Annotated in this window: 20 protein-coding genes; 8 read left to right on the top strand and 12 right to left on the bottom strand. The window is 31.0% G+C overall.

Annotation, left to right across the window (positions count from 1 at the left end; translation table 11 throughout):
• Window positions 1-39 precede the first annotated feature (39 nt).
• Window positions 40-1,119: a DNA replication/repair protein RecF gene (gene recF, locus P8H50_RS00930; protein ID WP_300204525.1), complete on the bottom strand. Its 1,080-nt coding sequence runs from the start codon at window positions 1,117-1,119 to the stop codon at window positions 40-42.
• 128 nt (window positions 1,120-1,247) lie between these two features.
• Between recF and P8H50_RS00925 the strand changes: the two genes are divergently transcribed.
• The 8 genes from P8H50_RS00925 to P8H50_RS00890 all read left to right on the top strand — a co-directional run bounded on the left by P8H50_RS00925 (window position 1,248) and on the right by P8H50_RS00890 (window position 7,854).
• Complete coding sequence (locus P8H50_RS00925) at window positions 1,248-2,027, top strand: tetratricopeptide repeat protein (RefSeq protein ID WP_300204521.1); 780 nt, start codon at window positions 1,248-1,250, stop codon at window positions 2,025-2,027.
• 26 nt (window positions 2,028-2,053) lie between these two features.
• Complete coding sequence (ribH, locus tag P8H50_RS00920; RefSeq protein ID WP_300204517.1) at window positions 2,054-2,536, top strand: 6,7-dimethyl-8-ribityllumazine synthase; 483 nt, start codon at window positions 2,054-2,056, stop codon at window positions 2,534-2,536.
• A gap of 236 nt (window positions 2,537-2,772) precedes the next feature.
• Entirely contained in the window at window positions 2,773-3,000 is a 228-nt protein-coding gene (locus P8H50_RS00915) for a hypothetical protein (protein WP_300204513.1), read from the top strand.
• A gap of 2 nt (window positions 3,001-3,002) precedes the next feature.
• The gene (locus P8H50_RS00910; protein WP_300204510.1) at window positions 3,003-3,278 is read left to right on the top strand and encodes a riboflavin synthase subunit beta; all 276 of its coding nucleotides are present in this window, start codon (window positions 3,003-3,005) and stop codon (window positions 3,276-3,278) included.
• A 7-nt stretch (window positions 3,279-3,285) separates the two neighbouring features.
• Window positions 3,286-5,130 (top strand): DNA mismatch repair endonuclease MutL, encoded by a 1,845-nt coding sequence (mutL, locus tag P8H50_RS00905; RefSeq protein ID WP_300204506.1) that lies wholly within the window; start codon window positions 3,286-3,288, stop codon window positions 5,128-5,130.
• A 68-nt stretch (window positions 5,131-5,198) separates the two neighbouring features.
• Window positions 5,199-5,945, top strand: coding sequence for a rhomboid family intramembrane serine protease (locus P8H50_RS00900; protein ID WP_300204502.1), 747 nt, complete (start codon window positions 5,199-5,201; stop codon window positions 5,943-5,945).
• Complete coding sequence (locus P8H50_RS00895) at window positions 5,945-6,829, top strand: rhomboid family intramembrane serine protease (protein WP_300204497.1); 885 nt, start codon at window positions 5,945-5,947, stop codon at window positions 6,827-6,829. Before P8H50_RS00900 ends, P8H50_RS00895 begins: the two co-directional genes overlap by 1 nt.
• Before the next feature lie 2 nt (window positions 6,830-6,831).
• Window positions 6,832-7,854 (top strand): endonuclease/exonuclease/phosphatase family protein, encoded by a 1,023-nt coding sequence (locus P8H50_RS00890; protein ID WP_300204493.1) that lies wholly within the window; start codon window positions 6,832-6,834, stop codon window positions 7,852-7,854.
• 86 nt (window positions 7,855-7,940) lie between these two features.
• On the opposite strand, the gene P8H50_RS00885 is transcribed toward P8H50_RS00890, so the two are convergent.
• The 11 genes from P8H50_RS00885 to P8H50_RS00840 form a co-directional block, all read right to left on the bottom strand.
• On the bottom strand, window positions 7,941-8,252 hold the full coding sequence (locus P8H50_RS00885) for a DUF6122 family protein (RefSeq protein ID WP_300204490.1): 312 nt from the start codon (window positions 8,250-8,252) through the stop codon (window positions 7,941-7,943).
• Entirely contained in the window at window positions 8,252-8,869 is a 618-nt protein-coding gene (locus tag P8H50_RS00880) for a WbqC family protein (protein WP_300204486.1), read from the bottom strand. Before P8H50_RS00880 ends, P8H50_RS00885 begins: the two co-directional genes overlap by 1 nt.
• A gap of 12 nt (window positions 8,870-8,881) precedes the next feature.
• Window positions 8,882-9,244 (bottom strand): four helix bundle protein, encoded by a 363-nt coding sequence (locus tag P8H50_RS00875; protein WP_300204483.1) that lies wholly within the window; start codon window positions 9,242-9,244, stop codon window positions 8,882-8,884.
• 62 nt (window positions 9,245-9,306) lie between these two features.
• Entirely contained in the window at window positions 9,307-11,037 is a 1,731-nt protein-coding gene (gene lepB / locus P8H50_RS00870) for a signal peptidase I (RefSeq protein WP_300204479.1), read from the bottom strand.
• Window positions 11,038-11,069: 32 nt separating this feature from the next.
• Window positions 11,070-11,396, bottom strand: a complete 327-nt coding sequence (locus P8H50_RS11010; protein WP_366900940.1) for a four helix bundle protein — start codon at window positions 11,394-11,396, stop codon at window positions 11,070-11,072.
• A gap of 45 nt (window positions 11,397-11,441) precedes the next feature.
• On the bottom strand, window positions 11,442-12,146 hold the full coding sequence (gene dapB / locus P8H50_RS00865) for a 4-hydroxy-tetrahydrodipicolinate reductase (protein WP_300204476.1): 705 nt from the start codon (window positions 12,144-12,146) through the stop codon (window positions 11,442-11,444).
• Between the two features lie 100 nt (window positions 12,147-12,246).
• Window positions 12,247-12,867 (bottom strand): DUF5683 domain-containing protein, encoded by a 621-nt coding sequence (locus tag P8H50_RS00860; RefSeq protein ID WP_300204472.1) that lies wholly within the window; start codon window positions 12,865-12,867, stop codon window positions 12,247-12,249.
• Entirely contained in the window at window positions 12,857-13,765 is a 909-nt protein-coding gene (locus P8H50_RS00855) for a ParB/RepB/Spo0J family partition protein (RefSeq protein WP_300204470.1), read from the bottom strand. Before P8H50_RS00855 ends, P8H50_RS00860 begins: the two co-directional genes overlap by 11 nt.
• Before the next feature lie 3 nt (window positions 13,766-13,768).
• The gene (locus tag P8H50_RS00850) at window positions 13,769-14,533 is read right to left on the bottom strand and encodes an AAA family ATPase (RefSeq protein WP_300204468.1); all 765 of its coding nucleotides are present in this window, start codon (window positions 14,531-14,533) and stop codon (window positions 13,769-13,771) included.
• A gap of 310 nt (window positions 14,534-14,843) precedes the next feature.
• Window positions 14,844-16,346, bottom strand: coding sequence for a hypothetical protein (locus P8H50_RS00845; protein WP_300204465.1), 1,503 nt, complete (start codon window positions 16,344-16,346; stop codon window positions 14,844-14,846).
• A gap of 205 nt (window positions 16,347-16,551) precedes the next feature.
• Window positions 16,552-17,427, bottom strand: coding sequence for a hypothetical protein (locus tag P8H50_RS00840; RefSeq protein ID WP_300204462.1), 876 nt, complete (start codon window positions 17,425-17,427; stop codon window positions 16,552-16,554).
• Window positions 17,428-17,703: the final 276 nt, after the last annotated feature.

Genomic DNA, 17,703 nt, shown 5'->3' with positions numbered 1-17,703 from the left:
GTAAGTTTTAAACGATATTTCTTGAGAAGTTTAAGCACATTATAATTTAAAAATCTCATAAGATTGATGCACTTGTTTTACTGCTTTTTCAGTACGTTCTGCATGAGTATCGCTAATAAATAATTGTCCAAAATTTTCATCATCTACTAGTTTTATAATTTGTGTAACGCGTTCTTCATCTAACTTATCGAAAATATCGTCCAGTAACAAAATAGGATTTACACCACTAACTTGCTTTATAAAATCAAACTGCGCTAATTTTAAAGCTATTAAAAACGATTTTTGCTGTCCTTGACTCCCAAATTTCTTTATTGGATGACTGTCTATGTTGAAGATTAAATCATCTTTATGTACACCAGCACTAGTGTATTGTATGGCTTTATCTTTATTTATAACTTGTTTTAATAAGGTGTATAAATCGGTATCAAACAAATCGCTTTTGTAAACCAAATCTACAACTTCATTTCCATTACTAATTGCTTTGTATCTTGCTTTAAAAATTGGGATAAAGGTTTTTAAAAACGCTTCGCGTTTATTAAAAATTTTAGTACCAAAATCTGTTAATTGATTGTTGTAAACATCAAGCGTATCGTTATTAAAGGTGTTGTTAAGTGCAAAATACTTTAATAGGCTGTTACGCTGTGCTAAAATTTTATTGTATTTTATTAAATCGTCTAAATATAATTTATCACTTTGTGCAATAACACTGTCTATAAACTTACGTCGTGTGTCGCTACCCTCTATAATTAAATCTCTATCTGCAGGCGAAATGATAACCAAAGGTAAAAATCCAATATGATCGCTAAACTTATTATAAGCCTTACCATTGCGTTTTATTACTTTTTTTTGTCCTCGTTTTAAACTAACTACAATTTTTTCAGGTTTATTTTCCTTATTGTAGTTGCCACTAACAACAAAAAAATCCTCATCGTGCTTTATGTTTTGTGAGGCTATTGGATTAAAATAACTTTTACCAAAAGACAGGTGGTAAATAGCATCTAGAATATTTGTTTTTCCTATGCCATTGTTGCCAACAAGACAGTTTATGGTGTCGTTAAAAGTAAGAGATTTACTCTCGAAATTTTTATAATTTACTAAGGAAAGTGACTTTAAAATCATAGACTATTTAAGCAAATGTAGTAGTAGTTAGTATAGCAATTAAATGGAGCATGCAAAATAACAAATAAATAAGCTTTTATATATGAAGAAATATTTTATTTTTGCCACGCATAAAATATAATAAATACATGGCAACTTATAAGAAAAGAGGTTACAAACCTAAAACAGAAAAGGAAAAAGAAGTTATTGATGAGAACTTAGGAGAAAACTCAACAACTGCTGAGGTATTTAACACTTTAGATGAAACTGCTTCTAAAACTGAAGATTTTGTTGCTGCTAACCAAAAATATATTTTCATTATTATTGCAGTAGTTGCTGCTCTAGTTTTAGGATATTTAGGATACAAAAAATTAGTTCAAGAACCTGCTAATGAAGAAGGAATGAACGAATTGTACCATACGCAAAAGCAATTTAACGATGCTGTTGCTGGCGTTTCTAACGATTCGCTTTACAATGTTGCACTTAACGGAAGCGATGGTAAATATGGAGCGCTAGACATTATTAAAGAATATAGTGGAACAGATGCAGCCAATCTAGCAAACTACTATGCTGGAATGTCTTACCTAAACTTAAAAGATTATAAAAATGCAATCGCGCATTTAGATAAATTTGAAAGTGAAGACGAAGCTGCTGGACCAATGGCTAAAGGTGCTATAGGTGACGCGTTCATGCAATTAGAACAACCAGAGCAAGCTTTAAAGTATTATTTACAAGCTGCAAAAATGAGAACAAACGACTTAACAGCTCCTACATACTATTATAAAGCAGGAATTACAGCTTTAAATTTAGGTAGAGCAACAGAAGCGTTAGGTTATTTTAATACTATTAAAGAAACGTATCCTAGTACACCAGAAGCTACCTCTGTAGAGGTGTTTATTGGGAAAGCTCAAGCAATGTCAAACAAATAATTTCAACGCTCTAGCAGAAATTAAATATGGCAACAGTAAATAACAATTTATCAGAATACGATAAAACATCAATCCCAAACGCGAAAGATTTTCGGTTTGGGATTGTTGTTTCAGAATGGAATGATACCATTACCGAAGGTTTATACAAAGGTGCCTACGAAACTTTAGTAGCGCATCATGTTCTACCAGAAAACATTACACGTTGGGATGTTCCAGGAAGTTTTGAGTTAATTTATGGTTCTAAAAAAATGCAACAGCAAAACGTTGATGCAGTTATTGCCATAGGTAGTGTAATTCAAGGAGAAACTAAACATTTCGATTTTGTTTGCGAAGGCGTTGCACAAGGCATAAAAGACTTAAATGTATTGCATAATATTCCTGTTATTTTTTGTGTTTTAACAGACAACAATAAACAACAAGCTATAGATCGCTCTGGAGGAATACATGGTAACAAAGGCACAGAAGCAGCTATTGCAGCTATTAAAATGGCAGTAATTAGTAAGCAGTAGTTTATTACTTAGTCTTCAATATAAATTCAATTAACATCAATTTGTCCAGACTAGAGCGCTGTAGAACTCTGTTTTACTCTGTAAATTCTAATGTAAAAATTTTATAATACTTACTGTTTTATATTTTACAACCAAGCGACTTAAAACAACTGTTAACAATTTTTAGCATTCAAACTTACTAATTCTTCTCTATTTTCAGTACTTTTGAGTGTATTTTAAAAGTATAAGAACGCATAGTGTTTAATAATAGAAAAAATAAAACATTTAAGTATAATTCTAGGTTTTCTAAAGATGAAACTAAAGATAAAAATGCAGAGTACGCGACTAAACGTGAGAGCATAAAAGCATGGGAACGTACTAGAACAACTGGTGTAGGAAAACGAAAAATAGGTTTGCCTTTACTTTTGGTTTTGTTAGGCATTATTATTGCAATCATGTACTATCTTGAATATAAAATACTTTAGGTATGGGATTTATTAAACTAAAACAAAATAAGCGTTACAACTATAAACCTCGTTTTTACAAAGGTGATGGTAGTCCATTTGCCATGAAAGGTAAATTTGACGATGATCGTTCAACACTAGAAGCTTCAGGTGGTCTCAAAACAAGGTTTTTTAGAGCGATGAATGAGTATAAAAACTCTGAAGATAAAGCAGTTAGTAAACGTGTGTTAATTATTATTTCAGTGTTATTACTTATTTTTCTTTTTATAATCGATTTCGATCTCACTATATTTTTCTAAGCTGTAAATGGCAGATATTATTCAACTATTACCAGATCATGTTGCAAACCAAATTGCTGCAGGCGAAGTTGTACAACGTCCAGCTTCTGTAGTTAAAGAATTGTTGGAAAACGCAATAGATGCAGGAGCAACTTCAATAAAACTTATAATTAAAGATGCTGGTAAAACTCTAGTTCAAGTTATAGATAATGGTAAAGGCATGAGCGTTACAGATGCAAGATTAAGTTTTGAGCGTCATGCCACTTCTAAAATTAAAACTGCAGACGATTTATTTAAATTAAATACCAAAGGTTTTAGAGGCGAAGCTCTAGCAAGTATTGCTGCTATTGCACATGTAGAATTAAAAACAAAGCAAGACCATGAAGATGTTGGTACTTGTATTGTTATAGAGGGCAGTACAGTTATTAGCCAAGAAGTTGTAGTGACACCAAAAGGCACTTCGATTTCGGTAAAGAATTTGTTTTTTAATATTCCTGCTAGACGTAACTTTTTAAAGTCGAATACGGTAGAAACCAGACATATTATAGACGAGTTTCATCGTGTTGCTTTGGCGCATCCAAATATTAGTTTTGTAATGTTTCATAATGGAAGTGAAACTTTTAATTTACCAGAAAGCAATTACAGACAACGAATAGTAAATATCTTCGGAATTAAAACAAACGAAAAACTAGTACCAGTAAACGAAGATACAGAAGTGCTTCAAATTTCAGGATTTGTAGGTAAGCCAGAATTTGCCAAGAAAACTAGAGGAGAACAATTCTTTTTTGTTAATAACAGATTTATTAAAAGTGCGTATTTAAATCACGCCATAGGCTCTGCGTTCGAAGGTCTTTTAAAAGATGGAGCTCATGCTAGTTATTTTTTAAACTTAACGGTAAATCCGCAAACCATAGATATAAATATTCATCCAACAAAAACAGAAATTAAGTTTGACGACGAGCATACTTTGTATGCCATCTTACGCTCATCTGTAAAACACAGTTTAGGACAATTTAATATTGCTCCAGTTTTAGATTTTGAACGTGATGCAAATTTAGATACACCATACAGTTACCAGCAAAAAGGAACACCAAGTATAGAGGTCGATAGTAATTTTAATCCGTTTAGAGAAGACCAACAAGCATCTAATATAGCAACATCTTATAGAAAGCCAACAGCTGCTAGCTGGGAAGGTTTGTATGTTGGCCTAGAATCTAAAGGTACACAAACACAACAAGATTTTAGCGAAGTTCATTTTGAAAGTAATTCTAAAAATGAATCTTTTTTTGATAATGATAACCAAGTAGAGCAGAAGCAAAGCACCTATCAGTTTCATAATAAATACATTGTAAGTACTATAAAATCTGGTTTATTATTAATAGATCAGCATCGAGCACACCAACGTATTCTATATGAAAATTTTTTGAAGAACATGACCATTAAAGAAGCTATGAGTCAACAATTATTGTTTCCATTAGCGCTTCATTTTTCGCCACAAGAAATAGAAATTATAAATCAGCTTAAAACAGATTTAGAACATGCAGGTTTTATATTTCAGGCTATTAAAGACGAGTTAGTAGAAATTTCAGGAGTGCCAGTAAGTGTTCCAGAAAGTGAAGTGTCTATTATTTTAGAGCAACTTATTAGCGATGTAGAAAACGAAGTGCCAGATAGTAATTTTAGTGCTACCGATTTGTTAGCTAAATCGCTAGCTAAATCTTTAGCTATAAAAACTGGTCAAAGTTTAACAATTCTAGAACAAGAGCATTTAGTGAATTCACTTTTTGCTTGTAAAGAGCCTAATGTTTCACCAACAAATAAAGCAACATTTATAACCATGACTGTTGATGCACTAGATAGAAAATTTGTTTAAAAAGTGTAATTAAAACAGATGTCTATTAGAAATTAACTAAAACAAAGTCTAAATCAAGGAAATTAAATATGAATAGAATAACAGAAACAGTAAAGCATTTATTAATTATTAATGTGATTATGTTTGTGGCCACAATGCTAATTGGTGAAGCTCAATTTTTTGATTTGTTTGCACTTCATTATCCAGAAAATAAGGTGTTTGAGCCATGGCAAATAGTAACGCACATGTTTATGCATGGTGGTTTTAAACACTTGTTGTTTAATATGTTTGCATTGTGGATGTTTGGGACAGCTGTAGAACAACGTTTAGGTAGTAAAAAGTTTTTAATACTTTATTTTGCTGCAGGTTTAGGAGCAGTACTATTTCAATTAGGTGTTGACTATATTAATTATCCAAGATTAATACAAGAGTTACAAGCCTCTGGAGTATCTACCGAAGCATTAATGGATATTTATAGAACTGGAAAATGGAATTTTCCAACCACACCAATACAAAACGAACAAATAAATGAAGCTTTTAATATTTATAATTCAACAATGGTTGGAGCCTCTGGTTGTATTATGGGTGTTTTAGTGGCTTTTGGAATTTTAAACCCAAATTCTGAGTTAATGTTAATTTTCCTTCCAATACCAATAAAAGCTAAATACTTTATTCCGTTAATTGTAGGATACGATATTGTTTCTGGTTTTCTTGGCAGTCCTTCTGTTTTTGGAATGAATATAGCACATTGGGCTCACGTTGGTGGAGCAGTAGTAGGTTTAATAATCATGCTGTTTTGGAAAAACAATGCGTTTAATAAGTATAGAATAGACTAATGAGCTTAGTTTCAGATTTAAAATACAAGTATAAAATAGCGCCAATTCACGAAAAATTTATTTTTGTAAATATTGGCATATTTGCAATTATTGCTATTATTAATGCAGTGTTTTTTCTAGGCACTAAACAACACTTAACTTTTTTTGCAGAGTACTTAGCACTACCAGAAAGCTTAAGTAAAATACTATATAGATTTTGGACTATTATTACTTACAATTTTCTTCATTTTGGCTTAAGGCATTTATTAGGGAACATGATTGCCTTATATTATTTTGGTAGAATATTTCTAACTTTTTTCTCTGTAAAACAGTTTATTAACTATTATTTTTTAGGTGGTATTTTTGCTGGATTAATATTTATAGCTTCCTATAATGTGTTTCCAGCTTTAATTAATGAAAATGCAATATTGTATGGAGCTTCTGCTTCTGTTTTTGCTATTTTATTAGGAGCTACAACACGTTCGCCAAATTACGAATTAAACCTCTTTGGTGTCTTTAGATTAAAACTTTGGGTATTTGCAACACTCTATGTTATATCTTTTATAGCGCTTATTCCTTTGGCAAATACAGGTGGAGAATTAGCACATTTAGGAGGCGCATTATTAGGTTATATTTACACTAAACAATTAGATAAAGGCCATGATATTGGAAAAGGTTTTGAAAGTATAATAGCGCGTATAATGCCTTTATTTGAGCGTTCGACATCTAAGAATCTTAAAACAGTTTATAAAGACAAATCAAAAGTAGGCGGTTATACTAAAGGCGAATTTAATGAGTTTAATAACCAAAAGAAAATAGATATTATCTTAGATAAAATTAGTAAAAGCGGTTACGAAAGTTTGTCTGCCGAAGAAAAAGAATTTCTATTTAAAGCTGGAAAGTAATCATGAAAAAGTTGAAGTTTTTCGAGAAAGTTATATTCTTCTTCAACTCTGTTGTGGCTTTTGTTTTACTGCTATCTTATATTCTACCACTTTTGCCTCCAAAAACATTTGCAGTCTTTTCGGTACTAGGCTTAGGTGTACCTATTTTAATACTATTAAATGTTTTATTTTTTATTTATTGGTTAGTTAAAATAAAAAAACAGTTATTATTATCCTTATTTATTTTGGTAATAGGTTACTTTATTTATGGTTCATTGTATAAGTTTTCTGAATCTAAAACGATTGCTCATGAAAACAACATCTCTATAATGAACTACAATGTGAGATTATTTAATCTCTACAAATGGATTTCAAATGAAGCTATTGAAGAACAATTAGTTAATTTTATAAAAACCGAAGCTCCAGATGTTTTAGCGCTTCAAGAGTATCATCCTAGAGAAAGTACAAAGTTGTCTTTTTATAAGTATAAATATGAAAAACTTCTTGGGAAAAATAAAAAATACGGACAAGCCATTTTCTCTAACTATCCCATTATTAATTCTGGATCTATAGCATTTCCAAATACGTTTAATAATGCTATTTATGTCGATATTTTAAAAAGTAAGGATACTATTAGAATTTATAATATTCATCTACAATCTTTACGTATAGACCCAAAAGTTGAAAGCCTAACTACCGAAGAATCTGAAAAACTCTTTGTTGGTGTTGGTAAAACATTTAAAATGCAACAAACACAAGCAGAGTTGTTTTTAAAGCATAAGAACGCTTGTACTTATAAGACAATTATTTGTGGAGATTTTAATAATACAGCCTTTTCTTATGTTTATAAACAAGTAAAAGGCAGCTTTAAAGACACGTTTAAAGTCGCAGGTAATGGTTTTGGTAGAACCTATAATTTTAAGTTTTTTCCTATGCGAATAGATTTTATTTTTGCAGATTCAGCATTCTCAGTCAATGGTTTTAAAACCTATGATGTGGAATATTCAGACCATTATCCAATAATGACTAAAGTTAGTTTGGAGTAGTTTTTATTTTGGTATTAACAATCGTTTTTTATGTAAAAACATGAATAATGTGTGGTAAAAATATATTGGTATTATACTTCATTTTTTTAACTCATCATCCAGCAATCTACACTATCTGCCAAAATATGAATGCATAAACCCAAACCAATCCATCTTGTTTTTTTTGGGAACACTAAAAACAAATACAATGGTATTAAATAATAACTATGTAACGGATGAAAATTAATACTACAACGGTTTGCTGCAAAAATAGGACTAGCCAATACATGGTCTAAGTCTATTAACATACCTAATAGCATAATTAAAAAGGCTTTTTTCCAAGTGGTTTTATAAAATACTAAAGCAATAGCTAAAGGCAATAAAAAATGAATACCATAATGTATTATTGTTTGATACATCAGAAAATGGTTTGTGACTTTAGATAGCTTACAGCATTAGTACCTTCATTAAAAAGCAAGTCCAAAATACTTAAGTTATTAATAAAACCATGTTTAGCTTTAAAAACCTGAGTGTAAGGTTTTAAAGGAATTATAGTTTCCTTTTTTGCGTTCACTAGCGCTCTGTAGTCTATTGTGTTTTTGGGTTCTTTATCATAAACCTCTGTTTTAGAATAATCTAATTCTAACTGAAGACAGTCGCAAATTAATTCAAAACACTTTAAATTAAACTCTAAAATAGTATCAAAAGTTTCTGTAAAAAGCGGTTGTAATTCATCGGCATAAAACTCAAAAAAAGGTGAGGTTCTATAAGCAGATTCTAAAGATTTCCAATGGTTATCTTGCCATTTATAAGTATTAGCAATTTTTACTTCGCTATATTTTTGTCTGTTTTTCTGGCTAAATACAACAGGAATACTTAATTGTAATTTCCCGTTTGCAGCATATATATAACAACGGTTTCTGTAGGTTTGCTTTTGGTAATTGTCTTGAACTTCCATAACTACACTATCTGCTTTTGCGATAGCAACAAATGTCGCGATGCTAGGACAATAGGTTGGATGGATTAATATGTTCATGTGTTGATATGGTTATTTGTTTATTTGGTAATTCCTTAAACCATTCAACTTATTGGCTATGCTTTCAATCTGTTTTCTTATTGAAGAGTATTGTTCTTTGGTAATAAATCCTAACTCTTCAGTAATTATAACTTGATTTAAAACTTCTACAGCAGAACTGAAAGCCATTGTAGTAAAGTGTGCTTTATCTTTGTTTGTTTTTCTTGCTGAGCCTTCAGCAATATTAGAACATATGGAAATTGAAGCCCTTCTTAATTGAGAAGTTAATCCAAATTTTTCATCCGAAGGAAAATCTTTTGTTACAATATATATAACTTTAGAAAGTTCTTTTGCTTCTACCCAAACTTCTAATTTTTCAAAACTATAAACATACATAGCGTTCCATTTTTAAAGTCGAGTAAAAACAAATCAACCAATTACCACATCAACAAATTAAACTATTTAGCCTTCTTACGCTTTCTAAAACGGTTAAAACCTATCAATCCAGCAATTAAAACTAGAACAGGAATTAAATAAGATGTTTTTTCTCCAGTACCATGGACAGTTGTAAATAATCTATCCCAACGTATTTTCTTTTTAATAGTATCAAAACTCATCCAAACTAAAACTGGTTTTCCAACCACGTGGTCAAAAGGTACAAATCCCCAATATCTAGAGTCTATAGAGTTTTGTCTGTTGTCTCCCATCATCCAGTAATAATCTTGTTTAAACGTATAGCTAGTTGCCACTTCGCCATTTATTAAAATTTGGTTGCCACGAGAAGTTATGGTATTTCTCTCGTATTCTCCAATAACACGTTTGTATAATGGATAATTTTTAATAGTTAAATCTAATGTTTCACCTTTTTTAGGAATGTAAATAGGTCCAAAATTATCTGCTGTAAACGTATATTCAGAATCTTGAGGAAATAAACGTGCATCTGGAGTTTCAGAGTTAACTTTCTCTAATGAAATAACACTTGGATCTTTAGCTACTTTAGCGGCTAATTCCTCTGTCATATTTGCATCAAATCTCGTTTCAACTACAGTCATTTTTAATGCATCAAAAACTTTTTTTGTTAATCGTCCTTTAACTCTTGTGTTTAATGAATCTTGAGAGACAACAACTAAACTAACTTGAGGATTTTGTTGAAGCGCTAATTTATATTCTGGATTGTTCCAATATGTATTTGAGATATTGAAAATTTCATATGGTCTAGGAGATCTTTCTGTAATTCCGTGTTTATTAGAAAAATCATTAATATTCATTTTAGTTTTTATTTCATAAAAGAATTGTAAACGTGCTCTGTCTGGTAATACATTTTTCTCACCATTAATATAAACGTGTCCAGCTTTAATTTCAAGAGTGTCTCCAGCTATACCAACGCAACGCTTTACTAAATTGGTTTTCTTATCTATTGGTTTATAGTAGTTTCTATCAGGTGTAAAATCATTCATATCCAACAAGGTATCTGCTGGTTGATTGAAAACTACAATTTCGTTTCGTGTTATGTTTTCGAAACCTGGTAAACGCATATATGGTAATTGCAATTTGTTAATCCAAGAGGTGTTGCGTTCTTCGTATTTATCGTTAAATAAGTAAGATTTAGTTTTTGTCTTCGGAATTGAATCGTGTACCATTGGTAATCCAACCGTCGTCATAGGTACTCTTGCGCCATAATGAAACTTACTAACAAATAGAAAATCGCCTACTAAAAGTGTTTTTTCTAAAGAAGACGAAGGAATAACAAATGGTTGCATAACATAAGTGTGCACAATAGTTGCTGCAACTATAGCAAAAAGAATAGAACTAATCCAATCTCCAGCACTACTACCAGCAATTAATGCTCTGTTTTCAATATGTTTAACATCTGCAACATAGTTTAAATAAAAGTTGTAAAAGCCTAAAGTAACAATGGCTAAAAAAGTATCTACTGTTGCGTTTTTTCCGAAACTTCTAGCGGTTTCTACCCAAATTACTGGAAACATAATAAGGTTTACAATAGGTAAAAAAAGTAAAATGGTCCACCACCAAGGTCTGTTAATAATTTTCATTAAAATAACAGCATTGTAAACAGGAATAAACGCTTCCCAAGCTTTACGACCTGCTTTTATATATAATTTCCAAGTGGCTAATCCGTGAATACCTTGAATAATCAAGAAGAATATAATCCATTGTGTTCCGTTCATATTTTAAATGTATAATGTTTATTTACTAATGTCTAATTGTTAATATTCAAATTTGCAGTTTTTTTAGATGATATAAAAATTCTAGTGAGCTGATCTGCTTCATTTAACAAAGATTTACACTTATCTAAAGCAATTAAGCTTTCGTCTACTATAAACTCTATCCAAAAATGACTTTCATCTACCTCTTCAATTACAATACTTATTTTATAAATGAAACTTTTTTTCGATTGCGCAATACATGTTGCTCTATAATTTGCTGCTACTGACGTTGAACATATAAAGAGTTGTTTCTTTATATGATTACCTAAATACGTATCAGGCAGATTTAAAGAGAGTTTAATACATCTATGAGCAAAAATGCCTTAGTTCTTGTTTTTAAATCGTTTATCATTTGTCATTAGAAATTAATCATTAATAGATAACACATCTTTCATGGTGTAAACACCTGTTTTACCTACTAACCATTCTGCAGCAACTACAGCACCTAAAGCAAAACCTTGTCTGCTGTGCGCAATGTGTTTTAGCTTTATAGTATCTATTTCGCTGTTATACGTGATATTGTGAGTTCCTGGTACATTTTTAATTCGTTTTGCTGTAATAGGAATTGTTTTGTTGGTATTACTATCTAACTGCCAAGCATTATAATTTGCGTTATTATTTATAATATCTTCGGCTAACGAAATAGCTGTACCACTTGGTGCATCGAGTTTTTGAGTATGATGTATTTCTTCAATAGCTACTTTGTAATCTTTTAAAGTAGACATCATTTTTGCTAATGACTTATTAAGTTCAAAAAAAATATTTACACCTAAGCTAAAATTAGAAGCATAGATAAATGCGCCTTTTTTTTCTTCACATAATGCCGTAATTTTTGGATAGTTTTCTAGCCAACCTGTAGTTCCAGAAATTACTGGGACATTATGGTTTATGCAGTTTGAAATATTATTATAAGCTGCCTTAGGAATACTAAAATCTATAGCAACATCTGCAGTTGTAATCTCTGAAGCTATAGATTGAGATGTTTTTAAAACAATGTCATGACCACGATTTAAAGCAATAGCTTCAATAGTTTTGCCCATTTTACCATAACCTAGTAAAGCGATTTTCATAAACTCTTTTTTGTTATTTCCTTATTTATACTGAATGTATTACAGTAATACAGAAATCTTATTTATAGTTTTTTAATGACCACAAATGCTGTTTAAATGACTAATCTAACTTAAAATTCATGGTTAAACCAACACGTCCTTTATTATTGAATTCGTCAATAGTGTAGTGTGGTTTAAAGCTTAAATTATCGTCTACATTAAATTGTAACAAATGCGCATCTACATTGGCATCTACAATATTTAAGGCATATAAGCCAAAGGTTATTAAAAGCGACAGTTCTTTGTTTCGTCTAAACGATTTTTGTGCTTCTCTCAAACCATCATCTGTAAGTCTGCCTTGAAACTCATCGTCTTCAAAACCAGCCAAACGTCTTTTGTAGGCTTCACGAACACGTTTGTATTGTTTATTATTGTCTGTATAAAAATAAATACCTGTTCCAATGGCTGCATATACTATTGGAATTTTCCAATACTTCTTGTTGTAGGCTTGTCCTAATCCTGGTAAAACGGCAGAGTAGAAGGCTGCTTTTGCTGGACGTAATGGATCTATTTCTTTTCTAGTTAAAGCACTATCTGCTGGAATAATAACCAAAGTGTCGTCACTTTTAGCAGATGGCGACTTCTTTTCTTTTGTAATTTTCTGCTCTTCTTTGCCTTCTTGTGCTATAGCAGAAAAACAAAGGAGTACACTAAAAACGGTTATCAGGACTTTATTTGTCACTTTGTACTAACTTTTTAATACGATTAAAATCTTCTTCAGAATGAAACGGAATGGTTATTTTTCCTTTTCCATTGCTAGATACTTTAACGTCTATTTTATGACCAAAGTATTCTGAAAACGCTGCCATTCCTTTTTTTACAAATTTAGGCAATTCGGTTGATGCTGCTTTTTTGGGCACAACAACTTCATTGGTAGCATTATAATTTTTTACTAAGGCTTCGGTTTCACGTACCGAAAGTTTGTTTGCTAATATTTTCTCGTAAATGTCTAATTGAATGCTTTGGTCTTCAATATTAATAATTGCACGACCGTGTCCCATAGATAAAAAGCCATCACGCATACCAGTTTGAATAATAGGATCTAGCTTTAATAAACGCAAGTAATTAGCAATTGTAGAGCGTTTTTTTCCTACACGCTCACTCATTTGTTCTTGTGTTAATTGAATTTCATCAATTAAACGTTGGTATGATAATGCAATTTCTATTGGGTCTAAGTCTTGACGTTGGATGTTTTCTACCAATGCCATTTCTAAACTCTCTTGATCGTTTGCTATACGTATGTATGCAGGAATAGTTTTTAAACCTATAGATTTACTGGCACGAAACCTGCGTTCTCCAGACACCAATTGGTATTTTTCGAAACCTAATTTTCTAACCGTAATTGGCTGTATTACACCTAATTCTTTTATAGACGAAGCCAGTTCGCGTAAGGCTTCTTCGTTAAAACTAGTACGTGGTTGAAACGGATTCATCTCGATGTTATCCAGTTCTAGTTCTACTATATTTCCTATAACCTTATCTGCGTTTTTATCTCGTACAGATTGTATATCGTTACTTGGGTCTTTTAATAAAGCCGAAAGTCCTCTGCCTAAAGCCTGTTTCTTTGTTGCCTTCGCCATTGTTTAGGAGTTTTTATTGATTACTTCTTTTGCTAAACTTAAATAATTTGCTGCACCTTTACTAGAGGCATCGTAATTAATGATGTTTTCACCATAACTTGGTGCTTCGCTTAGTTTAACATTACGTTGTATAATGGTTTTAAACACCATATCGTTAAAATGCTTTTGTACTTCTTCTACCACTTGGTTAGAGAGACGTAAACGCGAGTCGTACATGGTTAACAATAAACCTTCTATGTCTAACGCTGCGTTGTGAATTTTTTGAACACTTTTTATAGTGTTTAATAATTTGCCTAAACCTTCTAGTGCAAAATACTCGCATTGTATAGGTATAATTACAGCATCAGCAGCTGTTAGCGCATTTAGTGTTAATAAGCCAAGAGAAGGTGCACAGTCTATAATTATAAAATCGTAATCGTTTTTAATGTCTTCTAATGCTTTTTTAAGCATGTATTCTCTAGACTCTTTGTCTACAAGTTCTATTTCTATAGCGACTAAATCTATATGCGACGGAATAATATCTAAGTTAGGCGTATTGGTTTTTATTATAGCCTCTTTTGCAGTATTAGTATGTTCTAAAAGTTGGTAGGTACCAATCTCTACAGCCTCGACATCTATGCCTAATCCAGAGGTAGAATTTGCTTGTGGATCTGCATCTATAAGCAATACTTTTTTCTCTAAAACACCCAAAGATGCGGCAAGGTTAACTGAGGTTGTTGTTTTTCCAACTCCTCCTTTTTGATTGGCAATGGCAATTATTTTACCCATTAATTGATTTGGTTTTATTTGCGAACTTAAATTAAAATAGTCCAGCGTAAAAATACAATTATTTATGGGTTTAGAAAATGGAAGTTGTTAACATTGAATTAAAATTTGGTTCTGTTTTAATTGTAATTACTCATTGTCTTTTTTCATTTTTTATTTATAAAAAACCTTCATTTTAAATAGTGCTCGTTACCATTTTTAGAATAACTAGGAGTGTTTAATTAAAATATATTTTTGGTTTTAATAGCCTTAATACCAACAGAATTGATAATCTATACACGTTAACATTCAATTTAATTTTACAACTAAACACTTAATTTAATTTAATAAAATCGCCTCCCATTAGTTTGTAGGTTTTTGAATCTATGGTAATGTTTTGTCCTTCTAGCATTCTGTAGATATTTACAATATCTTCTTCAATGGTATGTATGCTTCCTTTGGTTTTCCAGGCTATTTTTAAATAATCGTTTAAAATAAAATCCTCATAACCACATAATATTACATGAACAGGTGTTGTAAGGTTACTTAAAAGTTCTAAATCTCTAACAGGCGAATTGCTATCTGCTATTAAAACCAAATGGTCGAATGGTTTAGCCAGTTTCGTGCCTTTAATTAGGGCTTCTAAATCATTTTCTTCGCAGTCACCACCACTTCCAGAAGCCGATACTTTGGAGACCAAACCATTTAATTCGCTTATATTTCTTGAGCTAGTATAATACACACCACCAGTTTCGCCTATGTTCTTTTCTTCATCTTCCTTATTGTCACCATCATTAAAAAATACAAACTGAAGATTTTTTTCTACCAATAAATTAAGATTGTACCATACCGATAATTCTGCAACATAAGGACTCATACTACCTGTTAAATCACAAACAATAAGTTTGTTTTTCCATGGATTTCTCTCAAAAATTGTAGAAATAATCATTTTATCTGCATTGTTGTTTATAGTATCTATATAGCCTTCCAATTCTTTTCTTCTACACTCTTCTTCGGTAAGTTTTAAACGTTCGCATTCTGTTTTAAAACGCGCTTCTTCTTCTTTTAATCTTAATTCTTCTTTGGCAATACGTGCTGCTTCTTCTTTTTTGCGTCGTTCTATTTCTTTAGTGCCTAAGTAGCTGTATTCTAGTCTTATATTAGAGGAGCCTTTAGTATAATAAGTATCAAAAGTTGCGTATTTTTTGTTGTAAGTAAAGTTTACAGTGTAGTTATCGCCTTTAGGCACATAAACAATAAGGCGACCATTTTTGTCTGTTTTGGTTTTAATAGATTTTTTGCTGCTTTCTCCTGTTATGGTTGTAATTTCGTTTGCTAATGGTCCATTGTTAAGGTCTTTAATACTAAGGTTTACAACAGCATAATAGCTCTTGTTCTTTGGTGTTTTCATGACCGAAGATTTTAAAAACAGCGTATCTGCTAATGTTTTAACATGTGCTTTAATGGTAGCTTTTTCTGCACCAGACATGGCCATTTTTTTATCCATAGCAGCCATATTAGAACCATAAGTAAAGGTTCTGGTAAGTGTGCCACCATTTAAGTTTGGTGTTTCTATTACTTTTTTTCTGGTATAATTCGAAATTTTAATATCGAAAACCGCATTACAAGGCAAATTAAATAGAGCCTGACCGTTTTGGTCGCTTTGCAGTTGATAGGTTTTTTCGTCTGTTTTAGAAGTAAGTGTAACCGTTTGGTCTTTAAATACACCACCATTTATGTTTTCTAGCGTTACTGTTAAATTAAGCATACAGTCTTGTGCTTGAATACTATATACAGTTGTAAAAAATAGGATAGAGTAGGTGATTAGTTGTTTCATTGCGAATAGCGTTAGTGCTATATTAACGCAAACTATTTAATAGTTATTGTAAAGTATGGTGTGTTGCAATACATTTATAGAAATTGATAGCATGAGATATAACAGAAAAATCAGCATTTAGAGATGCTGATTTTTTTGTTTTTTTGATGTTTGTTGAACGTGATTGTTTTTAAAAATATTTTGAAACTACTAGTTTTTTAGCAGATTACTTACTTAACGCTTTTAATATTCTTTCCTCATTTATTACAATATCTCTAAATAGCACATGTGGAAATTCTGTGTATTTTGAAGTTTTAAATGCCTCTGAAATATTTGATAATGTTGAAGCAGTAATAAGAGATAAATTCATTTCTGTGTCCATTTCGCAATCTGTCACAAAATCATCGCTAAATTCTGGAGCAACAAGTAGTATTTTGACTATTCGCAAGTCATTTTTAAGAGCTAAATTTTGATACGATTTTAATTGTCTTGAAACAAAACTAAATTTATTGTAACCTCTTTCTTTGCTTGTTTTACATTCTACAATAATTATTTCGTTATTATTCAAGTTTAAAAGAATATCCATCATATCCTTTTTAGTGTTCAGTTTGTTTTTAATCGCATCGTCAACATTAAAACCTAAACCTTTGAAAATAACTTTTGTTAAATCTTCAAATTTAATTCCGAGTTCACTTTCCTTAACTGTTATTCCGTTTTCTTTTAATAAGTTTAAATTTCTGTAAGCAACATTTTCATAATTCTCTAAATATAGATTCTCAACATCTTTATAATGTTCAAGAATATTTAAAATATCGTCACCTCGTTGCTTGATTCCATTATCTTTTATAAATTTTGTTAAATCGGTTTTAATAATTAAATCCAAAATATCTCTTGGTTTAATGTTATAATCGAGTAAAAAATCTGCTTTTAAAACAAACTCATCTTGTAGTTCAAATTGGTCTTTTATCTGTTTGTTTAGTTTTGGAAGCGATTGGTATAATTCAGCAAGCAATTTGTCAAAACCATCTAACGAAATGCCAACTTTTTCATCACGCTCAACATTTTCAAAATGCTGAATTAGACTACTTATTTTATCGTCCAAAGTACTTCCTTTTAAATTTGAAATGTTTAGACCTTTTTCACAAAGTTCGTTTAAAGTCTTTTTTCTATCTGTTAATGTGCTTCCTTGTTTATAAATATCATCTAAAAGTAAGCTAGTAAATGAAACACCTTCTTTTGTATAACGTCAGCAAAAAGTGAACTAGTTATCACTTTAATATAAGAGAGAGGTTTTATTATTTTTACAAACCTTTAAATCTTAAATGATGAAAAACAAGAAAAGTGCCAGTGCTTTAATTAGCGACTTAAAACGTAAGAC

Source organism: Lacinutrix sp. (genome assembly GCF_029238095.1).
Classification (GTDB): Bacteria; Bacteroidota; Bacteroidia; order Flavobacteriales; family Flavobacteriaceae; genus Lacinutrix.
This window is presented reverse-complemented; position numbering and strand designations above follow the sequence as displayed.

Excerpts from the sequence above, each read along its gene's own strand:
- P8H50_RS00850 (WP_300204468.1), bottom strand. The coding sequence starts at position 14,533 with ATGGGTAAAATAATTGCCATTGCCAATCAAAAAGGAGGAGTTGGAAAA.
- P8H50_RS00880 (WP_300204486.1), bottom strand. The coding sequence starts at position 8,869 with ATGAACATATTAATCCATCCAACCTATTGTCCTAGCATCGCGACATTT.
- P8H50_RS00845 (WP_300204465.1), bottom strand. The coding sequence starts at position 16,346 with ATGAAACAACTAATCACCTACTCTATCCTATTTTTTACAACTGTATAT.
- P8H50_RS00925 (WP_300204521.1), top strand. The coding sequence starts at position 1,248 with ATGGCAACTTATAAGAAAAGAGGTTACAAACCTAAAACAGAAAAGGAA.
- P8H50_RS00855 (WP_300204470.1), bottom strand. The coding sequence starts at position 13,765 with ATGGCGAAGGCAACAAAGAAACAGGCTTTAGGCAGAGGACTTTCGGCT.
- P8H50_RS00910 (WP_300204510.1), top strand. The coding sequence starts at position 3,003 with ATGGGATTTATTAAACTAAAACAAAATAAGCGTTACAACTATAAACCT.
- P8H50_RS00900 (WP_300204502.1), top strand. The coding sequence starts at position 5,199 with ATGAATAGAATAACAGAAACAGTAAAGCATTTATTAATTATTAATGTG.
- recF (WP_300204525.1), bottom strand. The coding sequence starts at position 1,119 with ATGATTTTAAAGTCACTTTCCTTAGTAAATTATAAAAATTTCGAGAGT.
- P8H50_RS00885 (WP_300204490.1), bottom strand. The coding sequence starts at position 8,252 with ATGTATCAAACAATAATACATTATGGTATTCATTTTTTATTGCCTTTA.
- P8H50_RS00875 (WP_300204483.1), bottom strand. The coding sequence starts at position 9,244 with ATGTATGTTTATAGTTTTGAAAAATTAGAAGTTTGGGTAGAAGCAAAA.
- dapB (WP_300204476.1), bottom strand. The coding sequence starts at position 12,146 with ATGAAAATCGCTTTACTAGGTTATGGTAAAATGGGCAAAACTATTGAA.
- ribH (WP_300204517.1), top strand. The coding sequence starts at position 2,054 with ATGGCAACAGTAAATAACAATTTATCAGAATACGATAAAACATCAATC.
- P8H50_RS00890 (WP_300204493.1), top strand. The coding sequence starts at position 6,832 with ATGAAAAAGTTGAAGTTTTTCGAGAAAGTTATATTCTTCTTCAACTCT.
- mutL (WP_300204506.1), top strand. The coding sequence starts at position 3,286 with ATGGCAGATATTATTCAACTATTACCAGATCATGTTGCAAACCAAATT.
- P8H50_RS00895 (WP_300204497.1), top strand. The coding sequence starts at position 5,945 with ATGAGCTTAGTTTCAGATTTAAAATACAAGTATAAAATAGCGCCAATT.
- lepB (WP_300204479.1), bottom strand. The coding sequence starts at position 11,037 with ATGAACGGAACACAATGGATTATATTCTTCTTGATTATTCAAGGTATT.